The organism is Vibrio sp. 2132-1, assembly GCF_033344315.1.
In genome coordinates this window covers 206815-220270 of sequence record NZ_JAWPON010000002.1, presented here as the reverse complement: position 1 = coordinate 220270, position 13456 = coordinate 206815, and the positions used below count along the sequence as shown (strand labels likewise).

General features: G+C 44.9%; 12 protein-coding genes. 3 read left to right on the top strand and 9 right to left on the bottom strand.

The window, feature by feature from the left end; genetic code table 11:
• The first annotated feature begins 125 nt into the window (after nt 1–125).
• Complete coding sequence (locus R8N47_RS02695; RefSeq protein WP_005380143.1) at nt 126–2474, top strand: PilZ domain-containing protein; 2349 nt, start codon at nt 126–128, stop codon at nt 2472–2474.
• A gap of 63 nt (nt 2475–2537) precedes the next feature.
• Here the strand turns inward: R8N47_RS02695 and serB are convergent, their stop codons facing one another.
• On the bottom strand, nt 2538–3518 hold the full coding sequence (serB, locus tag R8N47_RS02690) for a phosphoserine phosphatase (RefSeq protein ID WP_064354268.1): 981 nt from the start codon (nt 3516–3518) through the stop codon (nt 2538–2540).
• 91 nt (nt 3519–3609) lie between these two features.
• On the opposite strand from serB, the gene R8N47_RS02685 reads away from it, so the two are divergent.
• Nucleotides 3610–4215, top strand: coding sequence for a YtjB family periplasmic protein (locus tag R8N47_RS02685; RefSeq protein WP_005391677.1), 606 nt, complete (start codon nt 3610–3612; stop codon nt 4213–4215).
• Between the two features lie 95 nt (nt 4216–4310).
• Here the strand turns inward: R8N47_RS02685 and deoD are convergent, their stop codons facing one another.
• The 4 genes from deoD to deoC form a co-directional block, all read right to left on the bottom strand.
• Entirely contained in the window at nt 4311–5030 is a 720-nt protein-coding gene (gene deoD, locus R8N47_RS02680; RefSeq protein ID WP_005380140.1) for a purine-nucleoside phosphorylase, read from the bottom strand.
• A gap of 143 nt (nt 5031–5173) precedes the next feature.
• Nucleotides 5174–6394: a phosphopentomutase gene (locus R8N47_RS02675; RefSeq protein WP_017820430.1), complete on the bottom strand. Its 1221-nt coding sequence runs from the start codon at nt 6392–6394 to the stop codon at nt 5174–5176.
• 68 nt (nt 6395–6462) lie between these two features.
• On the bottom strand, nt 6463–7791 hold the full coding sequence (deoA, locus tag R8N47_RS02670) for a thymidine phosphorylase (RefSeq protein WP_025768209.1): 1329 nt from the start codon (nt 7789–7791) through the stop codon (nt 6463–6465).
• Between the two features lie 97 nt (nt 7792–7888).
• A complete protein-coding gene (gene deoC / locus R8N47_RS02665; protein WP_064354269.1) occupies nt 7889–8665 on the bottom strand; it encodes a deoxyribose-phosphate aldolase in 777 nt (258 codons plus the stop codon).
• Nucleotides 8666–8755: 90 nt separating this feature from the next.
• Between deoC and R8N47_RS02660 the strand changes: the two genes are divergently transcribed.
• Nucleotides 8756–8890, top strand: coding sequence for a hypothetical protein (locus R8N47_RS02660; protein ID WP_005391675.1), 135 nt, complete (start codon nt 8756–8758; stop codon nt 8888–8890).
• Between the two features lie 358 nt (nt 8891–9248).
• Here the strand turns inward: R8N47_RS02660 and R8N47_RS02655 are convergent, their stop codons facing one another.
• The 4 genes from R8N47_RS02655 to prfC all read right to left on the bottom strand — a co-directional run bounded on the left by R8N47_RS02655 (nt 9249) and on the right by prfC (nt 13378).
• Complete coding sequence (locus R8N47_RS02655) at nt 9249–10532, bottom strand: NupC/NupG family nucleoside CNT transporter (protein WP_005380131.1); 1284 nt, start codon at nt 10530–10532, stop codon at nt 9249–9251.
• A gap of 204 nt (nt 10533–10736) precedes the next feature.
• Nucleotides 10737–11510, bottom strand: coding sequence for a TatD family hydrolase (locus R8N47_RS02650; RefSeq protein ID WP_064354270.1), 774 nt, complete (start codon nt 11508–11510; stop codon nt 10737–10739).
• On the bottom strand, nt 11497–11694 hold the full coding sequence (locus R8N47_RS02645; protein WP_005380125.1) for a DUF5363 family protein: 198 nt from the start codon (nt 11692–11694) through the stop codon (nt 11497–11499). Before R8N47_RS02645 ends, R8N47_RS02650 begins: the two co-directional genes overlap by 14 nt.
• A gap of 94 nt (nt 11695–11788) precedes the next feature.
• A complete protein-coding gene (gene prfC, locus R8N47_RS02640) occupies nt 11789–13378 on the bottom strand; it encodes a peptide chain release factor 3 (protein WP_005380123.1) in 1590 nt (529 codons plus the stop codon).
• Nucleotides 13379–13456: the final 78 nt, after the last annotated feature.

The window sequence follows — 13456 nt, the reverse complement described above, 5'->3', positions numbered from 1 at the left end:
TTTTTCTACAAATGTGACTAAGCACAGCCAAGTCAGACCTGAACTGAAATGAACTATTGATATACTTAAGTATTACTTCGCTTAGCCGATACAATTTAAAGTAACGACATACTCTAACAGAAATAATGCAGCAATCTGAAATTCTCTCGCTCGCAGAACGACTCATTCCCGTTTACGGTACGAATGACTTTGACTTTGTCCTTGGCCAACTGACCGAGGAAGAGCCGCCTTCGGCCAAAATTTTGGTTAAAATGGAACTTAACCGCTTAATGGCTCCATGCAAAAAAAGCATTGATTTGCGAGGTCGCGTTCAAGGCGAATGTCGCGAGTATATTTTGGATGGTATTCCACATTGGTTGGATGATGTTGCTTTCAACGCTTACCATAAAAACATCAAAAAGTTTGGCTGCTACACGGAAGGAATGTGGGAAGCATTGGTCAACACGCGAAATAACTTTCGCGTAATGAGCAAGCGCCTTACTCAGCAAAAAACGCAATCGTTAACGGATCCTAAAAGCCCGTTCTTAGCAGAACCCGTTCACCTAGGCTACGATTTAAAGCGCCAAGAAAAACGCTTGAAAGTCCAATCTCAAGTTGAAATTTGCCGTTCTAAAGGACAGCTTCTTCATGGATTAAGCATTGATTTATCTAGCTCTGGCGCAAAGTTCAAAGTCCCTAGCGCATTTAAATATAACCTTGGGGAAATTATTCAGGTCACGTTTACTGAATTTGCCAGCAAATCTAACGTTGCAGGTATAGAGAAACCGCTTGCATACCGCATACTCGCGGTTGATGACTGTTACGAAAATGACTCAGTTCGATACCTCAGAACCATACGCTTAACTGACACCAATGTCGTCACCAGAGTGATAGATGAAGCGCTCAACAGTGCTGCTAAAAGGGCTCGTCACGACAATCAAGACAAGATTATTCGAGCTCGAACTCGCGGTTATGAGCACATCGCACTAAAGCACACCAGCAGCTTGCCTCTATTCTTTGATGGTAGTGACCTAAAATTAGCAATGTTAACGCCAAACAATCAAAAGCTTTGGCAATACTGGCACGATGAGAGAAACCAGCAAATGTTTGGTTCCTTATTCAACGAGCAACGCATCGCGTCACTCATTAAGCCTGGTGTGAAAGGAACAACCAATGTCCTTTATTCATTTACTCACGAGCACGAGAATCGAACCTATTTCTATTCGATGTTTCGCCCTGAAGCAACTCGCGAACAGCGCCAGCTATTTTGGCATTTAGGTGGCAAACGAGAGAGTTGGCGCGCCTTTAGAATTTCAATCTTTGAACTATCTGAGCAAGAACAGGAAGACCTAGCAGCTTTCTCTCCAGAGTTAGCAGAAACGTCTCAATCACTGACTCATATTGGTATTTTGCAAGAAATTGCTGACGAAAAATCAGGGCAGGATTACCTGCTAACTGAAAAGCCGCGCTTACCCGCTAATACGTTAAACGCGTTTCGTCATCCGAGAAGAGTTATCGGCAATCCAAAGGGCATTTATTTTGATGCAAAGTCTCGTCGAAAAGAGCCTCGTTATCGTTTTAAAACACCTTTAGAGTTGTACTCAGGACAAACTAAAACAGGCGGCTGTACTGTTGACCTTTCCAAACGAGGACTCGGAATTAGGCTAAGTGAGCCTACGATGTTACGTTCTGGGCAAGAGGTAAGAATCAACTTTCGAGAATTACAACTCTACGATAAAAAATTGCCGTTAATGTCGGTGCCATACCGAGTAATTCGTGTAAGCCCAGACGGTTGTAGCGTGCAGCTAGTTATTGATGAAAGCAGCCAAACCATGAAGGTAATCGCTTTTTTCAACAGCATTATCGAGCACAATCAAGACAAGCTAATCCCGCAAAAAGAGACGCTACCAAGTAATGCTCTACTTGAAAGGCTGCACTGCATGTTGCTCTCGCGTACGCTGAGCACGCCCATTTTTATCAGTAAGAGTACGTCATCTTCAATCAAAACCCCCGTTATCGGGGTGAACTTGCCGCTACCTAAACACATTGAGCTTTTTGCCCGTCTTGGGCATGACCAACTGTTGTCACTTGAACCTATCTTTAAAGGCCGGACAAGCACATTAATCGCAGAGCCAATAAAACGTGTAGAAGGTGCTCAAGCCAGACATCAGGATATCTACATAAGCGCCGCAAAAGTAGGCAATAAAATTACAGGCATTGAGTCAAAGCTTCATCAAGAGTTCAACAGCGTAAAAGAGCGGATTCAATTTATAAAGAAAGCGCGAATGATGGGTGACTTTTACGTGATTCGCCTTTCTACTGCGCCAATTTTCGATCCGATGACATCATTACTGCAACAAGATTTAAGTGACTTAACCCAATTTGGCGTACATCAAGCGAGCAAGTTAGAAAAAGAGTTAACAGCGCTCGTTGGTTACAGTGAATTTGAAGACATTACTGAAGAGGTTGTAATTAGATTGGAGTTAACCGAGTAAATTCAAAGTCATACCAAATTGAAAAAAAACACCGCCTTTCTGGCGGTGTTTTTGAATGGATGGTTAAGGTTTAGCTTTCCAGCTGACCTTTTGCTGCTTCACCAATGCGCCAGATAAAATACAGAGCACACCGCCCAACCCTGCAAAGCGAATCGCTGATTGCGCTTGAGCTTCCACTTTTGGTTTTGCGTGATACGCAATCCCTAATCCTGCCACCGACATCATCACAAGATCATTAGCGCCATCACCGACAGCAACCGTGTTGTGCTGCTCAATTTCATATTCATCCGCCAGTTCCACTAGCATGTCAGACTTCATCTGCGCCGTTACCACATCGCCAAGTACTTTACCCGTGAGTTTGCCGTCAATAATTTCTAATTGATTGGAGCGAGCAAAGTCTAAGTCGACTTTATCTTTGATGTAATCAGAGAAGTAAGTAAAACCACCGGAGGCAATCGCTGTTTTCCAGCCCAAGGCTTTCAACGTCGCAATTAGCGCTTCAAAGTCCGGCATGAATGGTAACTGGGAACGAACTTGTTCAAGAATTGATTCATCGGCACCTTTGAGCTTACCAACTCGCTGACGTAAACTTTGCTCAAAATCCAGCTCACCTTGCATGGCACGTTCAGTGACTTCAGCGACCTCATCCCCTACTCCTGCCAGTTTCGCGATTTCATCAATACACTCTATCTGGATCGCCGTTGAATCCATATCAAATACAATCAACCCTTGGGTTGATAGATCGGGCACTTCATTAAGCGAGGCGTAATCTAGGTTGAGACTTTGTAAGATCGTTTCATGTTGAGGAGTCAACTCTCCGGCCATCAGGGCTACTTCATATTGGCCAACTTTCCACGTTTCTAGTATTGGGTTGTAAAAGCCGGTGAAGAAATCAATGTCTTCGAAGTGACTTGGCGAAAGGTACTCAGCAAATACGATCCAGTTTGCTTTTGCTTTATCTAATTGGGAGGCAAATCGAGTCTCGGGTAATCGTTTTAAAAGTGTCGTATGTTTTCTGATAGGCAAGCTTTTTGACGCGTCCATGTATATAATCCCTTATGACTTTGCTAAAACGTTACCTCAACAAACTAAAAAGGCAAGTCTTTGTTTTATTTTAAATGGATGAGTAAAGAGCATGAGTGAATCTTTGTTCTCAGTAAGGAATGCCCTAAGAATTCTGGCACTAATCCTACTGTGTGTGATGTTGTTTATCACAATAAAAAACAGTGTTGTGATCAGTAAGGGTAATGAGAAAATTCAAGCACAACAGCTTGAAACGCTCACCAAAGTTTTGATTTCACAGGCGTCTCTTTCTGCCAGTGAGATGATTTTAACTAAAGATCAAGAACGATTACTTCAGCTAACAAACCAGCTAGCACAAGACCGTTTAGTGTTTGATGCAACAATCTACGATGCACAGGGTGTACGTTTAGCGTCTAGTGAAGAGGCATTATCGGTACGCGAAGTTCTTGGCCTGGATACGCCTTTGGCAACAGCTTCCATTGGTCGCCAGCAGTTGGTTGAACCAGTTTTTGCAGATGGTGCGCTTATCGGCTTTGTTCGCGTGACCTTTGAGACGGGCCGGGTGACGGCTATTTCTGACCACCACTATCGCAAGAGCGATCGTTATATGTACATGATGGTCTTAATGAGCTTTGTCTGTGGTATGTTGTTCATCTTGATTTTACGTCGACAACCGATACGTCGTAAAAAAGCGCCAAACCTGCTGCTAACCAAGTAACTAGGTAGCGCTAACAACTCATATAAAAACAGCCCGCAATGTGTGGGCTGTTTTTTTAGCTCTTGAGAGCGAAAAATAGAATGACTCTTCGTCGCTTACTCTTCGTCACCAAGCAATACTGAATCTAGTGCGATTAGCATCATGTCGTTGAATGTCGTTTGACGCTCGTCAGATGTAGTCTGTTCGCCAGTCTTGATATGATCAGAAACCGTACAGATTGTCAGAGCTTTTGCACCGTATTCTGCCGCAACACCGTAAATACCAGCCGCTTCCATTTCAACACCAACAATGCCGTACTTGTCCATTACATCGAACATTTCTGGATCTGGCGTGTAGAAAAGCTCTGCTGAGAATAGGTTACCAACTTTAACGTCAATACCGCGAGCTTTTGCAGCGTCTTCTGCCGCACGAACCATGTTGTAGTCTGCGATTGCCGCGAAGTCATGACCTTTAAAGCGGATACGGTTCACTTTAGAGTCAGTACATGCACCCATGCCGATCACAACATCACGCACTTTGATGTCTTCATTCACTGCGCCACAGCTGCCAACACGGATGATTTTCTTCACGCCGAAGTCTTTGATTAGTTCAGTCGCGTAAATCGAGCATGATGGGATACCCATACCGTGGCCCATTACCGAGATCTTACGGCCTTTGTATGTGCCTGTGTAACCAAACATATTACGAACGTCACACACTTGAACGACATCTTCAAGGAAAGTCTCTGCGATGTATTTTGCACGTAGTGGATCACCAGGCATCAGTACGACGTCTGCAAATGCACCCATTTCAGCATTGATATGTGGAGTTGCCATTTTCTTTTCCTTAACCTTTCTCTAGCGCTCCGCGCTTAAGGCGATATAAGCCAGAGTATTCTCATTTCCGACAAGCAGCATTTACATACTGCAAACATAAAACTAGGAGCAATCAAGCTCCTAGTTTTCAAAAACCTAACTAATTATAGGAAGTTCTTACCGTAATCCATTGGAGAAGTACCGAAGTAACTTGCCAATGTTTGACCGATATCTGCGAATGTTTCGCGGCGGCCAAGAGAACCAGCTGGTACTTTTTGACCATAAACCAATACTGGGATGTGCTCACGAGTATGGTCAGTGCCTGGCCATGTTGGGTCACAGCCGTGGTCTGCCGTTAGGATAAGCACATCGTCTTCTTCCATAATCTCTAGCACTTCGTTGATACGACCATCGAAGTACTCAAGTGCCGCTGCGTAACCCGCTACGTCACGACGGTGACCGTAAGCTGAGTCGAAGTCTACAAAGTTAGTGAATACGATCGTGTTGTCGCCCGCTTCTTTGATTTGCTCTAGCGTTGCTTCGAACAATGCAGGGATACCTGTCGCTTTCACTTTCTTAGTGATGCCGCAGTTTGCGTAGATATCAGCAATCTTACCAATAGAAACCACGTTGCCTTGCTTCTCATCAACGAGCTTCTGAAGAACCGTTGCTGATGGTGGCTCTACAGAAAGATCACGACGATTACCTGTACGCTCAAATTGACCTTTACCAGCACCAACGAATGGGCGCGCGATAACACGACCAATGTTGTAATCTTCTAGCTCTTCACGTGCGATTTGGCAAAGCTCTAGTAGACGGTCTAGACCGAAAGTCTCTTCGTGACATGCGATTTGGAATACAGAGTCAGCAGACGTGTAGAAGATTGGTTTGCCAGTCTTCATGTGCTCTTCACCAAGATCGTCAAGAACTTGAGTACCAGATGCGTGGCAGTTACCTAGGAAACCGTCAAGACCTGCACGCTCAAGAATGCGGTCAGTCAGTTCTTTCGGGAAGCTGTTTGCTTTGTCAGTGAAGTAACCCCAGTCAAACAGAACAGGCACACCTGCGATTTCCCAGTGACCAGACGGCGTGTCTTTACCTGAAGAAAGCTCTGCTGCATGACCGTATGCACCAATGATTTCAGCGTCTGCGTCTAGTCCAGGTGCGAAGCGACCTGTCGATTCTTTATGCGCCATTGCCAAACCAAGTTTCGATAGATTTGGAAGGCGAAGTGCACCTTGGCGATTGTCGTTATCTGCTAAGCCTTTTTCACATTGGTCAGCGATGTGACCTAGTGTGTCTGAACCTACATCACCAAATTCTTTAGCATCGGCAGTTGCACCGATACCGAATGAGTCTAGTACTAAAATAAATGCTCTTTTCATTGCTCGTTCCTTAGGCCCACTCGGCTTTTTATTATGGTTGAGTAGGCCTTGTGTAATTACTTGTTCTATTAGATATCTTCTGCACGAATTTGGCGGTAAACCTCTGGAGTTGGCGTGTATTCACCACCTACTTTGATTGCACTGCGCAGTGCTTTTGCCGCTTCTTCCCATTGCTCTTCAGTGCGAGCGTGGATGACCGCAAGAGGTTTATCACTGTCTGCGACCTCACCTAGGCGGATGAACTCGTCGAAACCAACTGCGTAGTCGATTTCATCAGTAGCAACACGACGACCACCACCCATAGCAACCACAGCCATGCCGATAGCACGTGTATCCATTGCAGAGACAATGCCCGTTTCTGTTGCGTAAACTGGCTTAATGATTGCTGCTTTTTCTAAGTAGTTGTCGTAGTTTTCTACGAAGTCCGCAGGGCCGCCTAAGCCAGCAACCATCTTGCCGAAGCACTCAGCCGCTTTGCCGTTATCCAGCACTTCCATCAGTTTTGCGCGTGCGTCTTCTGTGTTCTCAGCAAGCTTGCCAAGTACTAACATTTCAGCACATGAAGCCATGGTCACTTCAAGTAGACGAGGATTACGGTATTCACCCGTTAAGAAACGAACCGCTTCACGAACTTCTACTGCGTTACCCGCTGAAGACGCCAATACTTGGTTCATGTCCGTAAGAATTGCCGTAGTCTTAGTGCCAGCACCGTTTGCTACCGCAACGATTGATTTTGCTAGCTCTTCAGACGCTTCGTAAGTTGGCATAAATGCACCTGAACCCACTTTTACGTCCATCACTAGCGATTCCAGACCCGCCGCCAGTTTCTTAGAAAGGATCGACGCCGTAATCAGGGAGATATTGTCTACCGTTGCGGTAATATCACGAGTAGCGTAAACACGCTTATCCGCAGGAGCAAGGTCACCAGTTTGACCGATGATCGCCACACCAGCGTCTTTGGTTACTTGACCAAAAACATCGTTGCTCGGCGTAATGTTGTAACCAGGGATAGATTCAAGTTTATCCAGCGTACCGCCTGTATGACCAAGACCGCGGCCAGAGATCATAGGTACGAAACCGCCACACGCTGCCACCATTGGGCCAAGCATTAAAGAAGTTACGTCACCCACACCACCGGTTGAGTGTTTGTCGACAATTGGACCACCGAAGTTCATGTGGCTCCAGTCGATAACCATGCCCGAATCACGCATTGCACACGTTAAGGCGATGCGCTCATCCATGGTCATTTCATTAAAGAAAATCGTCATAGCAAACGCCGCAATCTGACCTTCAGATACCGTGTTGTTCGCTACGCCTTGAATAAAGAAGTTGATTTCGTCTGCGGTAAGTACTTCACCGTCACGTTTTTTACGAATGATTTCTTGTGGTAAATACATTAGTGCCTCCCAAGCTCTTTTGAGCCATGGTTGTAGTAGGATAGAAGAGGTTTGGTAGCACCCGTTTAGGTGCTACCGTTCAGACGTATTATTGGAATTAGTACGCTGTTGGATCAGCGACGTCGTCCGATACTTCTAATGTATTTAGTAGGTTGGTTAGCAGGCTAGACGCACCAAAACGGTAGTGACGAGCATCAACCCAGTTGTCACCTAGGATTTCGTCAGCCATTGCTAGGTATGCTGCTGCGTCTTCAGCAGTGCGCACACCACCTGCTGGTTTGAAACCAACAGTTTCTGCAACACCCATGTCGCGAATAACTTCAAGCATCATGCGAGCGTATTCTGGTGTTGCGTTTACTGGCACTTTACCAGTTGAAGTTTTAATGAAGTCAGCACCTGCTTCAATACAGATTTGAGATGCTTTCTTGATTAGTGCTTCTTCTTTTAGTTCACCTGTTTCGATGATCACTTTAAGAAGAATGTCACCACAAGCTTCTTTACATTGCTTAACTAGTTCGAAGCCTACTTTCTCATCACCCGCCATTAGCGCGCGGTAAGGGAAAACTACGTCAACTTCGTCTGCACCGTAAGCAACCGCCGCTTTTGTTTCAGCAACTGCGATTTCAATGTCGTCGTTACCATGTGGGAAGTTCGTTACTGTTGCAATACGAACCTCTGGCGTACCTTGCTCACGAAGTGTCTTCTTAGCAATAGGAATAAAGCGAGGGTAAATACAAATTGCAGCTGTGTTGCCTACTGCTGTTTTCGCGTCATGACATAGTGAGATAACTTTTGCATCAGTGTCATCGTCATTCAACGTAGTTAGGTCCATAAGTTTAAGTGCACGTAGCGCTACTGCTTTTAAATCGCTCATTTCTATCTCCGATCAATATTCAAAAAATTCACTACTCAGCCTTACATCACGTCTTTAACTATAATCAACAAGTCGAGACAATGTGAGTAAATGGCTAAACAGTCTATTAATGAACGGACTTGGTTCCCTGAAGACTCGGCATATACAGCGAAAATTTATCATATGCCAATTGCTATCCTTGTCACCGCACAGTACCAGTTTGGCCTATGGCACAACAATCTATGATTGCGGTGTCTTTAATATCACATCACAAAGCAAAACGCCTATTAGATCTGATATTGCAGGGCAATTCATTTGCCCATCGATTATGTAATATTCATTACGTGATTAAGAATCAAGCTTAACCACTATCCTGTGATTAATACATTATAGAGTTTCACCGCAAAACTGTAGCACCAAATAGAGCGCAAACGGTTTGTATCTCAAAATTTCCTAGCCCCTATTCCATTGACTGCGTAATACCTCGACTAAGGCAAACACCCGATGAAATTTTGGAGCCCGAAAAACGAAAAATGCCCCGCAGCAATCTCTTGCTACAGGGCATTATGTAAAACGGCGTCTATATATTAAGAACCGATTCTAATTATAGTGCTGCAAGGCTTAAGCAGAAGCCTGCAATTGTCGCTGCCATAAGGTTAGACAACGTACCTGCAAGAACTGCTTTAACACCCATGCGAGCGATGTCACTACGACGGTTTGGTGCAAGGCTACCTAAACCACCAAGTAGAATCGCGATAGAAGAAAGGTTCGCGAAACCACATAGTGCGAATGAGATGATAGCTGTTGTCTTCTCAGACATTACTTCACCAGTTGCCGCGATTACTTGAGCGTTTTCACCTAGGTATGGTGTGAAGTTCAAGTAAGCAACGAATTCGTTCACTACGATTTTCTGACCGATGAATGAACCAGCTGTTACAGCTTCTGCCCATGGAACACCGATTAGGAATGCTAGTGGAGAGAACGCGTAACCTAGGATTAGCTCTAGTGTTAGTTCTGGCATGCCGAACCAACCACCGATGCCACCTAGCATACCGTTGATTAGCGCGATTAGACCAACGAATGCGATTAGCATTGCACCTACGTTAAGCGCAAGTTGTAGACCAGAAGCCGCACCGCCCGCAGCTGCGTCGATTACGTTAACTGGTTTGTCGTCACCGCCGTCCATCGCTTCTTCGATACTTTCGTGAGGCTGGTCAGTCTCAGGGTGAAGGATTTTAGCGAACAGTAGACCACCTGGTGCTGCCATGAATGATGCCGCAACTAGGTACTCTAGTGGAACACCCATAGATGCGTAACCAGCTAGTACACCACCAGCAACAGAAGCTAGACCACCACACATTACCGCGAATAGCTCTGATTGAGTCATTTTTGGAACGAATGGACGAACAACTAGAGGTGCCTCAGTTTGACCTACGAAAATGTTAGCTGCTGCTGACATTGATTCCGCACGCGAAGTGCCTAGCGCTTTTTGTAGTGCGCCACCAAGAATCTTGATAACCCATTGCATAACGCCAATGTAGTAAAGAACTGAAATCAGTGCAGAGAAGAAGATCAGTGTAGGAAGAACACGGAATGCGAAGATGAAACCGCCGCCGCCGAATACTTCGAACATCTTGTCAGAAACAAGACCACCGAACAGGAATGATGAACCATCGTTACCGTAGTTGATAACGTTAGAAACACCTGAAGAGAAACCGTTTAGTAGATCACGGCCCCAAGGTACATACAGAACAAATGCACCTAATGCGAATTGGATAGCGAATGCGCCACCCACAGTTCTAAAGTTGATAGCTTTTCGGTTGTTAGAAAATGCCACTGCAATCGCAAGAAGCACTACCATACCGATTAGGCTCATAAACAGGCTCATAGTTTATGACTTCCTTATAAGTTATTTATTGGCGTGTTACAAAATGGAGCTATAAAGCGGGGGCAATTATACTCATGCAGAATCAATTAAAGTAATGCCAGCCTCACACTTTCCTATAAGATTCATGATTGATTCAACCAGCTTTGTGAGTTAATTCACAATAAGCAGGAAAACGTTTTCGATTTCAAACCACATCTTTAGATTTTATTCACATATCGAGAAAGCAAAATTGCTATTTTTCCACAGTTGAGAGGCAATCGATTGCTTTCGGCCGTTATGCAACTCTACGAGCTCATTAAAGACGTGAATGAGTTTGGCTGGGTGATTTGACTCCCCTTGATATCCAAGTATAGGCATATCTGGTGCGTCTGTTTCGATTACTAGGTTTTCGAGTGGTAATTTTTGAATTGCGTCGCGTGTTTTCTTGGCTCTTGGGTAGGTAATCGTTCCTCCTACACCGATAAAAAAACCTAATTTGACCCACTCCATGGCTTGCTGATAACTCCCAGAAAAAGCGTGTAGCACACCACCTCTAGGGAGATTCGCCGCTTTCACCATTTGAATGAGGCGATTGTGCGCTTTTCGGCTATGTAAAATAACTGGGAGTTCGAAGCGTCTAGCCAGCTCAAATTGAACTTCAAGTATCTTTTCTTGCAACTGTGGCTCAACATCAATGGCAAAATCTAAACCACACTCTCCTATTGCCACGCACTGCTGCCCTTTTTGATTTAGATAGCCTTCTAGCTCTGTAAGGTGCTGCTCAACGTTATCTTCAAGAAAATACGGATGAAAGCCGAGCGCATAATACAAATTGGCATGTTGCTCTGCCAAAGTTTGAATACGAGCCCAGTTTTGCGGACCGACGGAAGGAATCAAAATTCTTGCGACGCCTTGCGTTTGAGCAAGCTCAAGTTGATGTGCAAAGTCATCTTGAAACACATCAAAATCAAAGTGGCAGTGCGTATCAAAGAGCTTCATCTTGACGCTTTTTATCTGTATCTGCGGGCAGAAAATCAGAGGATGGTTGGGCTTCACTCTTCTCTTCAGTTTGATGGGCTGGGTCTTTTCGATATGGGACACAACTGCGTTTCTGATCGGGAGTTAACCCCATCTCTTTACACCAGTTGTCGTAACGCTTTAGCCCACGTTTAAACCAATTCATATCTTATCCTTATATAAAAACGCCCTTGGCTAAGTTTATAGCCAAGGGCGTTTTAAAATCTAGTTTGCGTTAAGGCTTACCCTAACCGCGCAAATTAGTGCTCACGCGTCGCACGGAAATCAACGTCAGGGAAACGCTCTTTCGCCAAGTTTAAGTTAACCATTGTTGGAGCGATATACGTTAGGTTATCACCACCATCCAATGCTAAGTTCGCTTGATTCTTGCGTTGGAACTCATCCAGTTTCTTCGCATCACCACACTCAACCCAACGCGCAGTTGCAACGTTAATGCCTTCATAAATCGCTTCAACGTTATACTCAGATTTCAAACGAGCCACAACAACATCGAACTGAAGTACACCAACGGCACCAACGATCAGATCGTTGTTCTGTAGAGGACGGAATACCTGTACCGCACCTTCTTCTGATAGCTGAACCAAACCTTTGAGAAGCTGCTTCTGCTTTAATGGATCTTTCAGGCGAATACGACGGAATAGTTCCGGAGCGAAGTTCGGAATACCAGAGAACTTCAGTGATTCACCTTGAGTAAAGGTATCACCAATCTGAATAGTGCCGTGGTTGTGTAGACCAATGATGTCACCGGCGTAAGCGTGTTCCGCACGTGCACGGTCACCAGCCATAAAGGTTACTGCATCAGAGATACTCACTTGCTTGCCAAGACGAACGTGGTTCATCTTCATACCTTGCGTGTAAGTGCCCGATACAATACGCATGAATGCGATACGGTCGCGGTGTTTTGGGTCCATGTTCGCTTGGATCTTAAATACGAAACCAGAGAACTTCTCTTCAGTCGCTTCAACTTCACGTTCAACCGCTTGACGAGTTTTCGGCGCTGGAGCCCATTCAGTTAGACCGTCTAGCATATGATCCACACCAAAGTTACCTAATGCAGTACCGAAGTAAACTGGCGTAAGATCACCGGTTAAGAACATTTCCAAATCAAACTCAGGGCAAGCACCCATGACAAGCTCAAGCTCTTCTCGAACACTTTCCGCAAGGCCTGCACCAACTTTTTCATCAAGCTCTGGGTTGTCGAGACCTTTGATGATTCGAACTTCTTGAATCTCATGACCGTGACCTGATTCGTATAAAATCGTTTCATCACGGTGAATGTGGTACACACCTTTAAATTCTTTACCACAGCCGATTGGCCATGTAATTGGCGCACACATCATGCCCAACTCGTTTTCTACCTCGTCCAATACTTCCATTGGATCACGAACGTCACGGTCAAGTTTGTTCATGAAGGTTACGATTGGCGTGTCACGCAGACGCGTTACTTCCATCAGCTTACGTGTACGATCCTCGACACCTTTCGCCGCATCGATAACCATCAAACACGAGTCTACTGCCGTTAACGTACGGTATGTATCTTCCGAGAAGTCTTCGTGTCCAGGCGTATCAAGTAGGTTTACCAGACAGTCATTGTAAGGGAACTGCATTACAGAAGTGGTTACCGAGATACCACGTTCTTTTTCCATTTCCATCCAGTCTGATTTTGCATGCTGTGCGTTACCACGACCTTTAACCGTACCTGCTTTTTGGATCGCGTTTCCGAATAAAAGGACTTTTTCAGTAATGGTGGTTTTACCCGCATCCGGGTGAGAAATAATAGCGAACGTTCTGCGCTTAGACACTTCGCCTAAAAAAAGGGGATTTGACATTAGTTAATCTTCTAAATTACTTTCATGCTCACAAAATAGGCAAGCATATCTACTATTCGATATTGTGCGGTATTCTCG